This window comes from Gilliamella sp. X-57 (genome assembly GCF_057063565.1).
This window is the reverse complement of record NZ_JBXSQI010000003.1, coordinates 65,519-83,497: the sequence shown is the minus strand read 5'-3', so window position 1 is coordinate 83,497 and position 17,979 is coordinate 65,519. Positions and strand designations below refer to the sequence as shown.

At 35.9% G+C, this 17,979-nt stretch carries 15 protein-coding genes; 10 read left to right on the top strand and 5 right to left on the bottom strand.

The genetic code is table 11. The annotated features are described in order from the left end of the window. Positions 1-131: 131 nt before the first annotated feature. Complete coding sequence (rep, locus tag ACYIAL_RS02460) at positions 132-2,147, bottom strand: DNA helicase Rep (RefSeq protein ID WP_483750867.1); 2,016 nt, start codon at positions 2,145-2,147, stop codon at positions 132-134. A gap of 104 nt (positions 2,148-2,251) precedes the next feature. Further along, positions 2,252-3,214, bottom strand: coding sequence for a tRNA dihydrouridine(20/20a) synthase DusA (gene dusA, locus ACYIAL_RS02455; RefSeq protein ID WP_483750866.1), 963 nt, complete (start codon positions 3,212-3,214; stop codon positions 2,252-2,254). Between the two features lie 810 nt (positions 3,215-4,024). Between dusA and ACYIAL_RS02450 the strand changes: the two genes are divergently transcribed. Then, entirely contained in the window at positions 4,025-4,201 is a 177-nt protein-coding gene (locus ACYIAL_RS02450; protein ID WP_483750865.1) for a DUF5362 family protein, read from the top strand. Positions 4,202-4,419: 218 nt separating this feature from the next. On the opposite strand, the gene bamE is transcribed toward ACYIAL_RS02450, so the two are convergent. After that, positions 4,420-4,854 carry an outer membrane protein assembly factor BamE gene (gene bamE / locus ACYIAL_RS02445; RefSeq protein WP_483750864.1) on the bottom strand — a complete coding sequence of 145 codons (435 nt, stop codon included), beginning with the start codon at positions 4,852-4,854 and terminating at the stop codon, positions 4,420-4,422. Positions 4,855-5,062: 208 nt separating this feature from the next. Between bamE and bamJ the strand changes: the two genes are divergently transcribed. After that, complete coding sequence (gene bamJ / locus ACYIAL_RS02440) at positions 5,063-5,674, top strand: BamJ family beta-barrel-assembly machinery protein (protein ID WP_174796118.1); 612 nt, start codon at positions 5,063-5,065, stop codon at positions 5,672-5,674. Positions 5,675-5,715: 41 nt separating this feature from the next. On the opposite strand, the gene ACYIAL_RS02435 is transcribed toward bamJ, so the two are convergent. Then, entirely contained in the window at positions 5,716-6,912 is a 1,197-nt protein-coding gene (locus ACYIAL_RS02435; protein WP_174796117.1) for an MFS transporter, read from the bottom strand. A gap of 134 nt (positions 6,913-7,046) precedes the next feature. On the opposite strand from ACYIAL_RS02435, the gene dapB reads away from it, so the two are divergent. From dapB to tamB, 5 genes are all read left to right on the top strand, one after another. Continuing rightward, on the top strand, positions 7,047-7,868 hold the full coding sequence (gene dapB / locus ACYIAL_RS02430) for a 4-hydroxy-tetrahydrodipicolinate reductase (RefSeq protein ID WP_174796116.1): 822 nt from the start codon (positions 7,047-7,049) through the stop codon (positions 7,866-7,868). A gap of 7 nt (positions 7,869-7,875) precedes the next feature. Beyond that, a complete protein-coding gene (tadA, locus tag ACYIAL_RS02425; protein ID WP_065639190.1) occupies positions 7,876-8,373 on the top strand; it encodes a tRNA adenosine(34) deaminase TadA in 498 nt (165 codons plus the stop codon). A gap of 131 nt (positions 8,374-8,504) precedes the next feature. Next, positions 8,505-9,044 carry a hypoxanthine phosphoribosyltransferase gene (gene hpt, locus ACYIAL_RS02420; RefSeq protein ID WP_065639191.1) on the top strand — a complete coding sequence of 180 codons (540 nt, stop codon included), beginning with the start codon at positions 8,505-8,507 and terminating at the stop codon, positions 9,042-9,044. 56 nt (positions 9,045-9,100) lie between these two features. Next, positions 9,101-10,777: an autotransporter assembly complex protein TamA gene (gene tamA, locus ACYIAL_RS02415; protein ID WP_483750922.1), complete on the top strand. Its 1,677-nt coding sequence runs from the start codon at positions 9,101-9,103 to the stop codon at positions 10,775-10,777. A 1-nt stretch (position 10,778) separates the two neighbouring features. Then, the gene (tamB, locus tag ACYIAL_RS02410) at positions 10,779-14,582 is read left to right on the top strand and encodes an autotransporter assembly complex protein TamB (protein WP_483750863.1); all 3,804 of its coding nucleotides are present in this window, start codon (positions 10,779-10,781) and stop codon (positions 14,580-14,582) included. A gap of 50 nt (positions 14,583-14,632) precedes the next feature. On the opposite strand, the gene mnmC2 is transcribed toward tamB, so the two are convergent. Beyond that, positions 14,633-15,346 (bottom strand): tRNA (5-methylaminomethyl-2-thiouridine)(34)-methyltransferase MnmC2, encoded by a 714-nt coding sequence (mnmC2, locus tag ACYIAL_RS02405; protein WP_174796114.1) that lies wholly within the window; start codon positions 15,344-15,346, stop codon positions 14,633-14,635. Positions 15,347-15,434: 88 nt separating this feature from the next. Between mnmC2 and ACYIAL_RS02400 the strand changes: the two genes are divergently transcribed. From ACYIAL_RS02400 to rfaD, 3 genes are all read left to right on the top strand, one after another. Beyond that, positions 15,435-16,166, top strand: a complete 732-nt coding sequence (locus tag ACYIAL_RS02400) for a 1-acylglycerol-3-phosphate O-acyltransferase (protein ID WP_483750862.1) — start codon at positions 15,435-15,437, stop codon at positions 16,164-16,166. 3 nt (positions 16,167-16,169) lie between these two features. Further along, complete coding sequence (locus ACYIAL_RS02395; RefSeq protein WP_174796112.1) at positions 16,170-16,949, top strand: methyltransferase domain-containing protein; 780 nt, start codon at positions 16,170-16,172, stop codon at positions 16,947-16,949. A gap of 101 nt (positions 16,950-17,050) precedes the next feature. Further along, positions 17,051-17,977: an ADP-glyceromanno-heptose 6-epimerase gene (rfaD, locus tag ACYIAL_RS02390; RefSeq protein ID WP_483750861.1), complete on the top strand. Its 927-nt coding sequence runs from the start codon at positions 17,051-17,053 to the stop codon at positions 17,975-17,977. Positions 17,978-17,979 lie beyond the last annotated feature (2 nt).

Sequence of the window (17,979 nt, the reverse complement as noted above, 5' to 3'; positions counted from 1 at the left end):
TATCATTAATTTAATTATCAACTCGATATGTATACCATTTTTTAATAACTTTTATCTTATTATTTATTAATAGTGTTATGTTTTAATAATTCGATTCTATTTTTTACGCTATTGCTGAGCTTTTTGGGCGGCTATTTAGCCTTGGCAATTTGCGCTTTTAGCATGGCTAGGCGGCTTTGTCCTTGTTGCATTTTTTTTTCGGGAGATAGTTCGTTACGTTGATCTTGCCAGACTAAGTCGTCTTGTGGCAGTTCTAATAAGAATCGACTTGGTTCAACTTGCATTGTTTCGCCAAATTGTTTACGTTGTCGGCTAAATGAAAATGTGAGCTCTTGTTGGGCTCGAGTGATGCCTACATAGGCTAGGCGGCGCTCTTCTTCAATATTGTCTTCATCAATACTGTTTTGATGTGGTAATAGTCCTTCGGACATACCAACTAAATAGACGTAAGGAAACTCTAGCCCTTTTGAGGCATGTAGTGTCATAAGCTGAACTTGATCAAGCTCTTCTTCGGCTTCGTTACGTTCTAGCATGTCTCGTAAGGTGAATCTGGCAACAGCTTGTTCAAGTGTCATGGCTTCATCAATGTCATCGCCTTTTAACATGTCATTTAACCAGCTAACTAGCTGTTCGACATTGCGCATACGCATTTGCCCTGATGCAGGGGATGTGGATGTTTCATAAATCCAGCTTTCATAATTGATACCATGCAGCAGTTCATAAATCACGTCCATCGGTTCATGGTGCGATTTTTGAATAAGCGTATCAAACCAATGGATAAATACCTGTAACGATTCCATACGCTTACCAGAAAGCAGTTGTGTCAATCCCATATCATGACTTGCTTGATATAGGCTGACACCACGGTGATTTGCCCACTCCCCTAGTTTTTGGATGGTTGCTGGGCCGATTTCTCGTTTGGGGGTATTGATAATGCGAATAAACGCATTATCATCATCAGGATTTGTTAATAACCGCAAATACGCCATTAAGTCTTTAATTTCAACTCGCGCAAAAAAAGATGTTCCACCGGAGATTCGATAGGGTATGCGATATTGCATTAACATCTTTTCAATTAGCCGAGCCTGATGATTACCGCGATATAAAATAGCATATTGACCATATTGACCGTTATTCGCAAAGCGGTGACCAATAAGATCATTAATGACTTTTTCGGCTTCGTGCTCTTCACTATCAGCAGAAATGACTTTTAATGTTTCGCCATAACCTAATTCTGAAAACAGTTTTTTTTCAAAGATGTGTGGATTATTTTCGATTAAAATATTCGCCACTTTTAAAATTCGACCCGATGATCGATAATTTTGTTCTAGTTTGATGACTTCTAATGTTGGAAAATCTTGTTTAAGTAATACTAAATTTTGTGGCCTTGCACCTCGCCATGAGTAAATAGATTGGTCATCATCACCAACGACGGTAAATTTGGCTCGGTTGCCAACTAGCAATTTGATAAATTCATATTGGCTAGTGTTGGTATCTTGATATTCGTCAACTAGCAAGTAACGAACTTTGTTTTGCCACTTTTCGCGGACTTGTTCGTTGTTTTTTAATAATAGCGTAGGTAGTAAGATGAGATCATCAAAATCTAAAATACTACAAGCTTTTAGTTGTTTTTCGTAAAGTTGATAGCAGTGTGCAAAGAGCTTTTCTTTGTTAGTTTGTGCCCTTGCCATGGCAGTGGTTGAGTCGATAATGTCGTTTTTCCAATTTGATATAGTGGCACGTAGTTGGTTGATAAGATCTTTGTCATTATCTAACCATTGTTGTGTGAGCTCTTTTAATAATGCTGTTTGGTCGTGATCGTCAAATAATGAAAAGTTCGACTTAATACCAAGGTGTTTATATTCTTTGCGAACGATATCTAACCCTAAGGTATGGAATGTCGATATTTTTAGCCCTCTGGCTTCTTGTTTGCTAAGCGATTGGGCTATGCGTTCTTTCATTTCGCGTGCTGCTTTATTGGTGAAAGTGACGGCAATAATATGGCGTGGCAAATATTCTTTAACACGAATTAGATAAGCAATTTTGTTGATGATAACCCGAGTCTTTCCCGAACCTGCGCCCGCTAATACAAGGCAAGGTCCTGAAACATATTCAACGGCTTTTTGTTGACTTGAATTTAAACGCACAGAATAAAACCATTAAGAAAGTTGTCGGCTAGTATATAACGATATACTAGCTATGTGCAATTAGCGCCATTATAAAGCGAATATGATTGCTTTTTTATAGAATATTATTCGATGAATGTTAAAGCCTGTTCCACTACCTCGACCCCAGCTCCTTTTTTATGGGCATTCTCACTAAGATAACGTCGCCATTGCCTTGCCCCTTTACGTCCATTAAATATACCTAAAGTATGGCGCATAATATGGTTAAGTTGTGCACCTTGCATTAGCTGTTGTTCGATATAAGGGTAAAGTTCACGAATGGCAGATAGAGGGTCGATGACGGAAGTATTTGTGCCAAAAATTTGCGTATCAATTTCAGTAAGTAATAGTGGGTTTTGATATGCTTCTCGTCCGATCATCACACCATCAACATACTGCAAGTGATATTTTATTTCCTCAATCGTTTTAATACCTCCATTAATGGCTATCGTTAAATCGGGATAATCTTGTTTGAGTTTATAAACACGATCATAGTCAAGCGGAGGGACTTCCCGATTTTCCTTTGGACTTAATCCCGATAACCACGCTTTGCGCGCATGTACAATAAATGTTTGGGTATAAGGCATAACCTTTTCAATAAATTGACACAAAAAAGCATAGCTATCTAAATCATCAATACCAATTCGGGTTTTTACTGTGACTGGGATATCCACCTGATCTTGCATTTGTTCAACACAGTCTGCAACTAAATCGGCTTTTCCCATTAAACAAGCACCAAACATACCATTTTGTACGCGATCGGATGGACACCCCACATTTAAATTTATTTCATCATAACCACGTTCTTGTGCTAATTTTGCACATTGTGCTAATGCTTTAGGATCGCTACCACCTAGTTGCAAGCTAACTGGATGCTCTTCATGATTGAAAGCTAAATAATCACCTTTTCCAAATAAAATCGCGCCTGTGGTCACCATCTCGGTATAGAGCAATGCTTGTTTGGTTAAAATTCGATGAAAATAACGGCAATGCTTATCGGTCCAATCAAGCATAGGGGCAACGGAAAATTTATTTTTTGTTGAATTCATTGATACACCAATGTTTATAACTATTTTTATTGATTATCTTATAAGATTATTTTTGCCTATTTTGATATATTTTTCATTATCAGGTTCGCACGCCCATGGGACAAATAATTTAAAGCAAATAATTTATGGCTTATTATATCATAGATAAACATGTCCGTGCAGACGGAACACCTCGCTATCGTTGCACCGTTGAAATAAAAAAGCCAAGATCATTTATCGTGAGTCAAAGGTATTTAACGAGCAACAAATAGTAAAAACATGGGCGACAAACCAATTATCGAAAATAGAGCAATTCGGGACATTATTAAAAACAATATGCTATGTAAATTTTCATCAATAGTGATATTGCAAGTATGAAATCGGGGGGCTTTGTTCCTTTTTTAAATTTTCCCTTTTCTTTACTTATATTATTACTTGTTTCAACAGCAATACAGCGACTGTCGTCAAATATGCAATCCGGCCTGATTTTTACATTTTAGTGTAATTTTATTTTGAAATATAAAAAAATTTAGTTGTTTTATAAGATAAAAGCTTTTATTGGAATATTTTAGTTTATGCTAGTATTGCTCAGGATTTCAATAAGCACCCAAAAACCCTTCTAATAAAAGGTCTGTATGTCCTATCGATTATAGGAACAATAGAAAAACGATTTGAACTAGAACCAGTATGCGAAAAACACCTAGACATTGATTAAAAAGCTGTTGCTCTACCAGCTACTCAAAAATAGAGCACCAATATAACAAACAAAAATGGATGCAAATCCAACAAATACAATTTCTTTTCAATTAACAAGATTATTAAAAATAACATATGCAATTTATTACGACTATGCAACAAATTTTTAGTGTTATTTTTATAATTGCGGACTCTTTTACCTGCCTAGGAATAATCTCTGCGATTATAGGTATTCCACAAATTATTGCTAGCGTCAAACTTTTCAAATCGGGAAGTACATTTAGCTTAGCTGCAAATCTTCAAAAAAATTGATGTAGTCGATGCTCTTGAAAATCTATATGCTATTGGAAATATTTTATAATTACATTTATCGCTTCAATTATATTTCTTATTTTACATATTTCCATTATTATCACTATCCTTTCTTGTTTAGTAGGTAATGGCTATTATTAACAATTAAAATTGTAATTTTTTATGTATAAATAGTATAAATCAAAAAACCTCGTTTTTAAGCGAGGTTTTTGTTTTGATTAAGATTCAGAATCAGAATCAGAATCAAAATTATTATCTTCTGACTTAGTATCAATTGGGTCTGATATACCTTGTTTATTCATTTCTTCTAATGACTTAGATCCTGCTAACTCTGAATTTTTGATATCCTTTACAATGCCCATTTCATCAAAATATACAGCATAAGTTCTTTGGCTAACAGCATCATGCTGCGGTTGTTGACGAAAAACATAATACCAAACGTTATCACCAAAAACAGAAGTTAACATTGGCGATCCCATAATAAATACAACCTGTTCTTTACTTTGACCAACTTGTAATAGCTCAATGGCATCTTGTGTCACATAATTACCTTGGTTGATATCAGGTCTATATACCCAACGCTCAACAACCGAACAACCAGTTAATAAAACACTCGTTACAATTGCAAAGGCGGTAAATTTACGAAACAGCATCTAACTTTATCCATTAAAAAAATAATAGGCTATATTATCGCTGATATTTTGCCTGAGTGCTAGCCAAATTGATAAATTCTTTAACAATTAGCTAATAACCAAGTTATCGTCAAGCAATGATATCAATTATCACTTGACTTTTATCCTTGTATCCACCAATTTAATATAGTCAGAATAGACGCTTTTTTTTAAACAATTAAGGTACAAAATGAAACTAGAAACAATAGATCAAAAAGCAAGTTATGCTATTGGATTACAAATTGGGCAACAATTGAAAGAATCAGGCTTAAATAATTTAGAACTTAATGCGTTAAAACAAGCAATGGAAGATGTTTTAGCCGGTAATCCCCCTGCACTACCTTTGCAAGAACTACATGATGCACTACGTCATGTACACGAACAAGCAACAAAAGAAAAAGCCAAACAAGCAGAAAAAATTGCTCAAGCAGGTAAAGATTTTCTTGCTAAAAACCTTGATAAAGATGGCATTAAATCGACTGAATCTGGTTTACAGTATGAAATCATCCAACAAGGTGATGGCGCTTTACCTAAAGCAACAGATCGCGTCCAAGTCCATTATACAGGTCAATTGATTGATGGTACTGTATTTGATAGCTCAGTAGAGCGTGGACAACCAGCTGAGTTCCCTGTCAATGGCGTAATTCAAGGCTGGGTTGAAGCGCTACAACTGATGCCTGAAGGTTCAAAATGGCGTTTATATATTCCTCAAGAGTTAGGTTATGGTGCTCAAGGTGCTGGTGCATCAATTCCACCATACAGTGCATTAATTTTTGATGTTGAATTATTAAAAGTTTTGTAAGCAAGAATGGACGCGACTTGGCGTCCATTTGTTTTAAGCTATTATCGTTTGGGAAGAAGATAGGCGCTAAATGCCGCTAGTAACAATAAAATACTTGCCGTACCAAACGCAACTAGATGAGTGTGTAAGTGATCGTAAGCCCATCCACCTAACCATGAACCAATCATCGCACCAATTTGATGCCCCAAATAGGTTAATCCAGAAAGTAATCCCACAATTTTTACACCATAAATATCTGCTGTAATAGCTCCAGACATTGACAAAGCGCCAGCCCAAACCAAACCACCCACTGCTGCAATAGTAAAAAGCTGCCATTTAGTTGATGCTAAAACAAGAGCAATAAAACCTAAGCCTCGTATTAAATAAACCATCATCAAAATGTTTTTTCGTTGTACTATATCAGATAGATAACCCAAAACTAAGGTACTAAAAATAGCGACTAAACCAATTAAACCAATACCATTAGAACTGGTGATAGGATCAAATCCATGATCAATAAGCATTGGGACACCATGTGTCCCTAATAAATTCATACTGAAGCCACAGGTAAAAAGCCCAAAACTCAGTTGCCAAAATGGACGTGTTTTTAGCACATCTATAAGTTTGATATTAGGCTCTATTTTTTGATTGATAACAGGCTCTATACTAGAATTTTCGATCTCAGATTGATTATCTTTCATAATAAACAAAGCAATAGGTAAGGCGATAATCATAAAAATCACAGCAAACGAAATTAGCGTTGTTTGCCATCCATAAATAGGAATGAAGAATGCAAAAACAGGTAACATCACCGCAATACCTGCCATACTTCCTGTTGATAAAATAAATAAGGCCAATCCTCTGCGTTTAATAAACCAACGCGCTACAATGGGCGTAAAACTAACTGACCCCACAAAAGAAGTACCAAAAGATAATGCAATACCGAAAGATAGTAAAAAGCTCCAATAATCAGTTGAGTTAGCTGACCAAACTGTCGAGAGAATAATAATGATCGTGCCTAATACTAGGACAAAACGAGTGCTATATTTACCCACTAAATATCCGGCTATTGGCATTGCGATACCTGAAAAAAGCATACCTATAGCAATAATTCCAGAAAGGACGCTACGGCTAAAACCGAGATCATTTGCAATGGGAAGAAAAAAGACCCCCATACTCATTCTCAACCCACTGGAAAGTAAAGTAAGAAAAGAAGCTGCAATAACGATGTTCCAACCAAAATACCACGGAGATCGCATAATAACTCCCGATTATTTTTTATAGAAAACGGATCAAAAATTGTAGCATTAAAGTTTAGCTTATGTGTATAAGTTCTTTATTTTCCGTTATAATATTTATTTATCTACATTCACAAAAAGTTAAGGAAAGTTATATGTCAACAAACATGATTCGTATCGCGATCACTGGCGCTGGTGGCAAAATGGGACGGCAACTTATCCAAGCTGTTTCGCAAATCGAAGGGGTTACCTTAGGTGCAGCATTTGAACGAGATGGTTCATCATTAATTGGCAGTGATGCTGGTGAACTTGCTGGGATCGGTACTTGTGGTATTACAGTCACCGATAATCTAGAACAAGCTAAAGACCAATTTGACGTATTAATCGATTTTACTAGACCTGAAGGCACCCTTGCACACTTAGCTTTTTGTGTTGAGAATAAAAAAATGATAATCATTGGCACAACTGGTTTTGATGAGGTAGGCAAACAAGCTATTGCTGATGCAGCTAAAAACATTGCTATTGTTTTTGCCGCAAATTTCAGTGTCGGTGTTAACTTAGTGCTAAAATTATTGGAAAAAGCCACCAAAATTATGGGCTATTATACTGATATCGAAATTATTGAAGCGCATCACCGTCACAAGGTTGATGCGCCGTCTGGTACAGCATTAGCCATGGGTGAAGCAATTGCAGAGGCTCTTGATTGTAACTTAAAAGATCGTGCTGTTTACTGTCGCGAAGGTCATACAGGTGAAAGGCCACAAGGCGCTATCGGCTTTGCAACTATCAGGGCCGGTGACATAGTAGGAGAACATACTGCTATCTTTGCCGATATTGGCGAACGTGTTGAAATTAGTCATAAAGCATCTAGCCGTATGACATTCGCTAATGGAGCTGTAAGAGCTTCACTCTGGCTTGCCAAACAACCCGTTGGTTTATACGACATGCGTGATGTTCTAAATCTCAATAATTTGTAATTTGAAAATGTCAGATGAAATTTGGATGCGCCGTGCATTAATGCTTGCTAATCGTGCCGAATCGATAGGAGAAATCCCGGTCGGTGCGGTGATTGTTGATGAAAATAATCAAATTATTGGTGAAGGTTTTAATCAATCCATTAGTAAGCATAATCCCACTGCTCACGCTGAAATAATAGCTATTGAACAAGCGGGTAAATTTTTGAATAACTATCGCATAATTAATACAACTTTATATGTCACTCTTGAACCTTGTATTATGTGTGCTGGCGCCATTATTCATAGCCGTATTAAACGTGTAGTATATGGTGCAAGTGATTACAAAACTGGCGCGGCAGGTTCTTTTATCGATATTCTTGCTCAGCAAGGTATAAACCATTATGCAGAAATTAAAGGCGGAGTACTAGCTAACGAATGTAGCGCTATTTTAAGTGAGTTTTTTAAAAAACGACGTTTACACAAAAAAATGATTAAAAATAGTTGTCAAAAAGTTTCAGGTAACTAGGTGTTTGAGTATAAAATATTAAAATCCATTCGCATGTTAGTTTAATAAAAAATGAGTTCGCTTATTCTTTTTATCAAGGAATATTGCTAGAATCTCATTTAATTTTTTAAAAGTTAATTTGAGTATTATTAATGAGAAAACACAAATTAGACATGATGATATCTACTGATGATATCCAAAAGCGCGTAATCGAATTAGGTCAACAAATAAGTCAAGACTATAAAGATAGCCAAAATGAACTTATTTTAGTTGGCCTTTTGCGTGGTTCTTTCATTTTTATGGCCGATTTGAGCAGGGCAATTACGGTCGGACACGAAGTTGATTTTATGACAGCATCAAGCTATGGTAATGCTATTATTAGTAACCGTGATGTTAAAATATTAAAAGACTTAGACGAAGATATCCGTGATAAAGATGTATTGATTATCGAAGATATTATAGATACGGGAAATACACTCAGCAAAGTTATGGCTATTTTAAAATTGCGACATCCACGTAGTATTGAAATTTGTACACTACTAGATAAACCTTCACGGCGTGAAGTAAACGTTCCTGTTAAATATATCGGATTTTCCATTCCTGACGAGTTTGTTGTGGGTTATGGTATTGACTATGCTCAACACTACCGTCACTTACCCTATATTGGTCATGTCACTTTACTTGAATCTTAATATTATACGAGGTGTATGTGTCGCGATTTTCCTGTTCATTAGGTTTACTTTTAGCGATGGTAGCTACAGCAAGTTATGCTGATATGAAATTATCCATTAAGGGATTAACAGGAGAACTTGCTGATAATGTGGAGGCGCGTACTTCATTAATTACACCAGACAAAGTTAGTGATACCCCAAATTTTAAGCGTTATTTTGAAAGTGAAGCCCAAAAAGCACTACGCGCTTTAGGTTACTACTCCCCTACTTTTGAATATAACGCACAAAACCCTAAAGTGCTTGTTGTTAGTATATCGCCTGGCGAACCCGTATTAGTTGAGCAGCTCAATGTCAATATTACTGGGGACGGACAAAAAGATCCCGATTTTGAATATTTGCTAAAAAATAATTTACCCAAAATTGGCGATGTGTTAAATCATGGTATTTACGAATCATTTAAGAAAAGTCTGCAAAATTTATCATTAAAAAAAGGTTACTTTGATGCAAATATGCCTAAACATCAGTTAGCTGTCTTAATGTCTAAGCATCAAGCCTTCTGGAATATTGATTATACGACAGGTAGACGCTATCGATTGGGTAAAGTTACTTTTCATAATGCCAAAATCCGTGATGATTATTTAGCTAATATTGTGCCATTTAAAGAAGGTGAGGAATATACAGCCGAGCAGTTGTCATCATTAAATAGACGCCTTACCTCAACAAATTGGTTTAATTCGGTGGTGGTTGTCCCGGATTTTCCTCATTTAACAGAAGATAAAGTACTTCCCATCGATGTAGAAACTTCACCCCGTAAAAAAAATAATATGGATTTAGGATTAGGCTTTTCAACTGATAACGGTGTGCACGGTAAAATTGGTTGGAATAAACCTTGGATCAATAGCCGAGGACAAAGTTTTCAAAGTAACTTATCGCTATCTTCACCAGAACAACTGGTCACTATGAGTTACAAAATCCCGTTAAAAAAATCGCCTTTAGAGCAATATTACACTATCCAAGGTGGTTATAAAAAGATTGATAACAATGATACCTATTCGCGATCTTATACGTTCGGAGCTTTACGCAACTGGGATAATTTTTATGGATGGCAAACAGCATTAGGTTTCAATGTGTTACAAGATGATTTTACCCAAGGTGATGCAAGTTTTAAAACATTTTTGTATTATCCTTCGCTTAGCTTATCAAGAATCCGTTCCGATGGTGAATTATTAGCGATGTGGGGCGATTCGCAGCGTTACTCTGTTGAAGCAGCTGGAAAGGAATTAGGTTCAGATATTAATTTTGTACGCTTTCAAGCACAGCAAACTTGGATTCGATCACTAAAAAAATCGCACCGATTTATAGTCCGCGGTAATTTTGGCATTATACAAGCAAACAATTTTGACCGAGTTCCACCTTCATTCAGATTTTTTGCCGGTGGTGAACGCAGTATTCGAGGTTACAGTTATCAATCTATTTCACCTAAGGATAAAAAAGACAAGTTAAAAGGTGCCTCTAAACTCATTACCGGTTCGCTTGAATATCAATATAATTTATCTGGATCATGGTGGGGAGCTGCGTTTGTAGATACAGGCGAAGCTATAGACAAAGTTGATAAAACCAAATTTTATACTGGGACAGGATTGGGTATCCGTTGGGCATCACCTGTTGGACCAATAAAAATTGATTTAGCAACACCGCTCAACAAAGACACTGGTTCTATTCACCTATACATTGGCCTAGGAAGCGAATTATAATATGACAACAAATTCTGTTAGAATAAAAAAAATTAAAAACCTGAAACGGATATATAAATGGAAAAAGCGAAGCGTTGCCATTTTATCTGTTTTCGTTTTTCTAATTGCCTTTGTTATTCTATTTATATACACAAGTATAGGGGTCAGACTAACCACTTATGTTTTAAATAAATTTTTACCTGAGTTAAAGATAACACAAGTTGAGGGAACCTTCCATAATCTGCATATTCAAGGTCTTTCGCTACAATTACCAGGTGTTAATGTTCAAGTCAATGATGCCTCACTTTCACTTACTGGACTTTGTTTATTAAAAACCGAAATCTGTATCAATCAATTTAATGCCAATGGTGTAAATGTTTCAATTAATACCGAACAAATAGATAGTTCACCTAGCGAAGAGCCCAGCACAGAAATACGTTTTGAACTTAAAACACCGTTACCTATAGATCTTAAAAATACCCACCTAACAAAGATAAAAGTCACCGTTGATGATATGCAATTTGGTATGTCAGACTTTACTGGTAAAGCAACGTGGGTTAATAATCAAATTTATGTTTATCCGGCTGTAGCAACAGATTTAAGCGCTATTTTTGCGGATAATAAAATAACCAATGCACCCGTTAAAGCAACAGTTGAAGATATCTCGCTTAATGAAAAAATCAGCCAACTTTTTAATCAACCACTGATTGACTCATTACCTCAAGTTAATATTCCATTAAATATTAATGTGACAAGTTTAACTGGTAATAACTGGTTATTACATATGGGGGGGCAAGATTATCGATTCAATAACGTTGTCATTCAAACTAATATCGTTAATAGTCGTATCATTGTAAAACAAGTCGATACAGATGCTACCACCCCTTACGCAAGCGGACATGCTTCGGTTTCGGGCGAAATCACATTATATGACGATTGGCCAGTACTAGCGTTAGTGAAAGCAAGTACCGAACAAAACCAATTTGATGCACAGTTTTCAGGAAAATTGCTGGGTGAGTTGTTAGTCAATACAACCATGAACGGTTCAAATCAGATGAAACTAAGTGGACACATCAATTTTATTGAAAAATACCTACCTATCATGACCCAATTCGAAGGTAAGCATATTCAATGGCCAATGGAAGGGCAAGCGCAATATGAATTAAATGATTTTGATGCATCAATAAATGGTAACGTGCAGCAGTATCAAATGTCAGCTAAAGGTCATATAAAAGGAGAACAATTAGCCAATACTATGTTTGATATTGCTGGTACAGGCACCAATCAAGGTGCAATAATCGACCATGGCATAATTAAATTACCTCAAGGTGAAATTAATATAGCAGGAACTGCAAATTGGCAACAAGCCCTGCAATGGGATACCGACATAAAACTCAATAACGTTGATATCACCAAAGAATTACCAAATTATCCAATTCGATTAAACGGACAATTGAAAACAACCGGCTCGCTAGAGAGAGACAAATGGGCATTTAATTTGTCCAATTTACAGTTAAAAGGTAATATCAAACATGCCGATTTTTCGACATCAGGTAATCTATTTGTTAACTCTGAAAATAAAGCCACTGCAGATGATTTTGCGATTAAATGGGGGAAAAATCAGCTCAATTTAAATGGCTCAAGTGAAAGAGGCAGCTTACTTGCGAAGTTAAATTTCGAATCACTATCGCTATTGATTGAGGGCATGCAAGGATCAATTGCGGGCAATATTAAACTCAATGGCGCTGCTAGCAATACCACTATTGATACCAATTTGTTGGTTAACTCACTTTCTTTTGACACGATCAAAGTTGCTAAAGCCAATCTTGTTGGCAAAGTTGAATATAAAAATCAAGTCAGTGGTAACATCAAACTAACCGGTCAATCAATAGAATTGCCAAGCAAAACCATCAAAAAAGCAACTATTGATCTATCTGGCAGTGAAAGGCAGCATACTTTAACCGTTAATATTGATGGTGAGCCAGCATCATTAAAGACCTCACTAACTGGACAGCTTGATAAAGCACGCACAAAATGGAGTGCAACCATTCCACATGCCCTACTTAATTTAGGCAAGAACAATAATTGGCAACTCGCTAAATCTATGGATTTAGCTTATGATGTGAATAATCAAATTCCAACCATTAATTCCCATTGCTGGATAAATGGAAAATCAACTATTTGCCTTGATAAACAATTTTCGCTAACTAAAAACAGCGATACGAGTATTACTTTAAAAGAAATTAATCTATCTAAACTACCGATACCTAATGATGGTGAAACCAAACTTACTGGTAATGTAAATGGTAAAGTCATCATCCAATTTAAAAATGACACTGAAATACCATCAATAAAAGCAAATATAACCAGCCATGATGTTTATATTCAACAAATGGTGACCTCGCAGTCGTTGCCACTTCCTTTCGATCTTTTTAAGATTGATGCAGAATTTAATGAACAACAAGCTAAATTAGATTGGATTTTTGGCCTAAATAAACTAGGAAAAATTAGCGGGAATATCGTTATAACAGATCCAATTAATCAAAAAGCATTAAGTGGCCAATTAAATATCGATCATTTGGCGTTAGCAATTATTAATCCGTTATTAGATAGCAAAGATTATGCCAAAGGAGCCATTAATGGTAAGGTTAAATTTTCTGGATCACTCAATGACCCATTGCTTACAGGTAACATTAACTTACAAAATAGTGAAATAAAATCAAGCCAATTACCAATTGATGTAAAATCAGCTAAGTTTGATGTCAATTTCACGGGTAAATCATCTACTTTAAAAGGTATTTTAGCTACACAAGCTGGCAATGTTAATATTAATGGTAATGCCAGCTGGAACACTTTTGATAAATGGCAAGCCTCGTTAACGGTTAATGGCGCTGCCATGGAAGTGTCTGTGCCACCAATGATTGCTATGACCATCGTTCCCGATATTAAAATCAGTGCAACACAAGATGAACTAGCATTATTAGGTAAAGTGAGCATTCCAAAAGGTAAAATAACGGTTGAATCACTTCCATCATCGAGTATTGATGTATCACCAGATGAAGTAATGCTCGATATAAATCGAAAAGAAATTAATCCACAAAAATTTGGTATGAAAATCTTTAGCCATCTTGAAATTGCTATTGGTGATCAAGTTATGGTCGATGCTTTTGGATTAAAAGCCTCACTTAAAGGCAACTTGATTGCGGCACAAACCAATAAGGGGCTTGATCTGCATGGCGAGGTTTTGATTCCGACAGGCCGATTCCATGCTTATGGACAGGATTTGGTTATCCACAAAGGCATAATTACATTTTCAGGCTCGACAGATCAAGCCATGCTTGACATTGAAGCAATCCGTAATCCTGAATCTATGGATAATAGTAATATCATGGCGGGAATTCGGGTTACAGGATCCTCGGAATCGCCTAAAATTGAAGTGTTTTCAGATCCGGCCATGTCACAGCAAGAAGCCCTTTCCTACTTAATTCGGGGTCAAGGACTTGATAGTGCGGAACAAAGTGACAGTGACATGATGACCGCATTACTCGTTGGTATTGGCACAGCAAAAACCGGTAAATATATTGGCGATATCGGTAATGCATTTGGTATCAAAAATCTAACACTTGATACGCAAGGTGCAGGTAATAACTCTAAAGTTGTGGTGAGTGGTTACATATTACCTAACTTACAACTCAAGTATGGCGTAGGCATATTTGATTCACTGGCCACTTTTACTTTGCGTTACCGCCTAATGCCTAGTCTCTATTTAGATGCTACATCAAGCTTAGCACAAACATTAGATCTGATTTATCAATTTGATTTTTAAACCAAATAAAACTTATCCATCGTTTTACCTTGCCAATTACCTTGGCAAGGTTACACATCTTTATACCCAATTAACATTTCGCGTTTTACCCCAAATCCTTTGCGTTTGTGCACTTTGAATCCAGCATTCAGCAAATTTCGTCGCACAAATCCAGCCGCAGTAAACGTGGCAAAAGAACCATTTGTTGCCGTCAATGCATAACAATCTTTAAATAATGGTTCTGACCACATATCAGGATTTTTAGCTGGAGAAAATCCATCAAAAAACCAAGCATCAATCAATACATTTTGCTTCGCTAAAAAATCAGAAAAATAGCGAATATCATCATAACATATTGTTAAACTAACGTTTTCAAACCGGCAAGTAGAATCAATCAAACTAGCCTGAAGTTGTTTTGCTAACGAAAATAACATTTCATTTTTATAAATCACATTATCATGCACCTTTATAAGTTCATCTAATGATAATGGATACTTTTCGACACTGAAAAAAGCAAGATGTTTAAGTATATGATGCGGATGCTGACTTCTAAAATTTAAAAACGTTTGCCATAAAATCAAAAAACTTAGTCCCGAACCAAAACCTGTTTCGCCAACAATAAATGTATTTTGCTTATGCTCTAAAAAACGCTGAGTTAAATCATTACCTTCAATAAATACGTACCTTGTTTCGTCAATAGCGCCTTCGGTATTAAAATACACATCATCAAAATGAACAGAAACAGGCATCTGATTTTCATTCCAAATAATCGTCGATTTATGCATAAATTTCCCTTTAACAACAGTATTTAACAAACTGTATATTAGTTTAGATTATGTATATAATACGTGAAGTTAACTTATGAGGTAAATTATGGTATTTCTCTTTCGCTTAATTAGTGTTGTTATTATTGGTATTGTCATTTGCGTGTTAGGCACTCTATTTTGCTTATTCAATCCAAGAAATCCTAAAAATGTGGCAAGATTTGCACATTTATTTAGTTTTTTCTTTAAACCAATATTCGGTGTGAAAGTTGATACTCGCCTCTCCCCTGATATTAGAAAAATGGGTAGCTGCGTCTATATTGCCAATCACCAAGATAACTATGATGTCGTTGTAGCAGGTGATGTGGTACAGCCTAAAACAGTCACGGTCGGTAAAAAAAGTCTGGCTTGGATTCCATTTTTTGGACAACTTTATTACCTTACCGGCAATATTCTTATTGATCGTAATAATAAATCAAAAGCTCGCGATACAATTGAACAAGTTGTCAATGAAATCAAAAAACGTGGCATATCTATTTGGATGTTTCCAGAAGGTACTCGTAGCCGTGGACGTGGATTGTTACCGTTTAAAACAGGCGCATTTAAAGCCGCAATTGCAGCTGGTGTACCCATTGTGCCAATTTGTGTATCGCAAACCAATGATATCAAGCTTAATCGTCTAAATAATGGGTATGTTATTATTGAAATGCTAGATCCTGTCGAAACAAAAGATCTGGGCAAAGAAGATGCTAGAGCCTTAATGGAACAGTGCTATAGCCTGATGGCAGCTAAAATAGCACAAATAAATGATGAAGCAAAACAGTTAAACAATCAAAAATAACTCATGAATAAACAAGATCGTAATTTTGATGACATCAGCAATAAATTTGCACAAAATATTTATGGCACAACCAAAGGCAAAATTCGCGAAGCGGTAGTATGGAAAGAACTAGAAAAAATTTTATCAACTTATCCAACCAATAAGCCACTAACCATACTTGATGCCGGCGGTGGGCAAGGCCAAATCGCCTGCAGACTTGCCAAGCTTGGACATCAAGTAACACTCTGTGATATTTCTGAACAAATGCTGGCAGTGGCAAAACAAAAAGCTCAAGCAGAAAAGGTAAATATAAATTGTCTTTGCTGCCCTATTCAACAGCTCGATAACTTAATTAGCCAACAGTTTGATTTAGTCATTTGTCATGCAGTTTTAGAATGGATAGCTGAGCCAATTGAATTAATAACATCATTAAAAAAACATCTAAACCCTGAGGGTTATTTATCGTTAATGTTTTATAACTATCATGCGCTTTTATTTAAAACCGTTACATTAGGCAATTTTGGTTACACGCAATCGGGTTTAGCTAAACGCAAAAAAAAGACACTTTCTCCTGATTTTCCAAGAGTTCCAACAGACGTATATCACTGGCTGACACAGTTAGATTTTACTATCTTACAAAAAACAGGGATTCGCATTTTTCATGATTATCTTACCAATAACTCCAAGGCCGAAACTCACTTTGAGCAGTTATTAGAACTTGAACAAAAGTATTGCCAAATTGAACCTTATCTTAATTTAGCAAGATATATATTAGTTACCGCAAAAAATAAAATAAACTCATAAATAAACCCGTACTCACCATGCATTTTTAAATGATTACTCGAAAATTTTGCCATAAATCGGTATGATAAGCAGATTAATTTTATTGGTTAAGGAAAATAAGCATGATTGTTGTAACTGGCGGTGCTGGATTTATTGGTAGTAATATTGTGAAAGGTCTAAATGATCTAGGACATAAAGACATTTTAGTTGTTGATGATTTAACCGACGGCACTAAATTTGCCAATTTGGCTGATCTAGATATTGCCGATTATATGGATAAAGACGAGTTTATCGCAGCTATTATTAGTCATGAAGATCTCGATATTGATGTTGTTTTTCACCAAGGTGCTTGTTCATCAACCACTGAATGGGATGGTAAATTTATGATGGAAAACAACTATGACTATTCAAAAGACTTACTGCATTACTGTTTAGACTTCAACATTCCATTTTTATATGCATCATCTGCCGCAACTTATGGTGGACGCAGTGATAACTTTATTGAAGATCGCGCTTACGAAAAACCTTTAAATGTTTATGGATATTCTAAGTTCTTATTCGACCTATACGTAAGACAACTATTACCCCAAGCTAATTCACCAGTTTGCGGATTCCGTTATTTTAATGTCTATGGACCTCGCGAATCGCACAAAGGTAGCATGGCAAGTGTTGCATTTCATTTAAATGAACAGATTAACAAAGGTGAAAAACCAAAACTCTTTGCTGGTAGTGAGAATTTTAAACGTGACTTTATTTATGTTGGTGATGTCGTTGCGGTCAATTTATGGTTCTGGAAAAACAAAATCTCGGGCATTTATAACTGTGGAACAGGTCGAGCAGAATCATTTCAAGCTGTTGCTGATGCGGTACTTAACTATCATAAAAAAGGCGAAATTGATTATATTCCTTTCCCTGAGCATCTAAAAGGGCGTTACCAAAGCTATACTCAAGCTGATATGACTAAATTTAGACAAACAACATGTCCAATCGAATTTAAAACTGTTGCTGAAGGAACTGCGGAATATATGAAATGGCTCAATGAACAATAAAG

What these genes read in the sequence shown, in the direction of transcription:
- dusA (WP_483750866.1), bottom strand. Translation starts at nt 3,214, where the DNA reads ATGAATTCAACAAAAAATAAATTTTCCGTTGCCCCTATGCTTGATTGG.
- ACYIAL_RS02450 (WP_483750865.1), top strand. Translation starts at nt 4,025, where the DNA reads ATGCAATTTATTACGACTATGCAACAAATTTTTAGTGTTATTTTTATA.
- bamE (WP_483750864.1), bottom strand. Translation starts at nt 4,854, where the DNA reads ATGCTGTTTCGTAAATTTACCGCCTTTGCAATTGTAACGAGTGTTTTA.
- bamJ (WP_174796118.1), top strand. Translation starts at nt 5,063, where the DNA reads ATGAAACTAGAAACAATAGATCAAAAAGCAAGTTATGCTATTGGATTA.
- ACYIAL_RS02435 (WP_174796117.1), bottom strand. Translation starts at nt 6,912, where the DNA reads ATGCGATCTCCGTGGTATTTTGGTTGGAACATCGTTATTGCAGCTTCT.
- dapB (WP_174796116.1), top strand. Translation starts at nt 7,047, where the DNA reads ATGTCAACAAACATGATTCGTATCGCGATCACTGGCGCTGGTGGCAAA.
- tadA (WP_065639190.1), top strand. Translation starts at nt 7,876, where the DNA reads ATGTCAGATGAAATTTGGATGCGCCGTGCATTAATGCTTGCTAATCGT.
- hpt (WP_065639191.1), top strand. Translation starts at nt 8,505, where the DNA reads ATGAGAAAACACAAATTAGACATGATGATATCTACTGATGATATCCAA.
- tamA (WP_483750922.1), top strand. Translation starts at nt 9,101, where the DNA reads ATGGTAGCTACAGCAAGTTATGCTGATATGAAATTATCCATTAAGGGA.
- tamB (WP_483750863.1), top strand. Translation starts at nt 10,779, where the DNA reads ATGACAACAAATTCTGTTAGAATAAAAAAAATTAAAAACCTGAAACGG.
- mnmC2 (WP_174796114.1), bottom strand. Translation starts at nt 15,346, where the DNA reads ATGCATAAATCGACGATTATTTGGAATGAAAATCAGATGCCTGTTTCT.
- ACYIAL_RS02400 (WP_483750862.1), top strand. Translation starts at nt 15,435, where the DNA reads ATGGTATTTCTCTTTCGCTTAATTAGTGTTGTTATTATTGGTATTGTC.
- ACYIAL_RS02395 (WP_174796112.1), top strand. Translation starts at nt 16,170, where the DNA reads ATGAATAAACAAGATCGTAATTTTGATGACATCAGCAATAAATTTGCA.
- rfaD (WP_483750861.1), top strand. Translation starts at nt 17,051, where the DNA reads ATGATTGTTGTAACTGGCGGTGCTGGATTTATTGGTAGTAATATTGTG.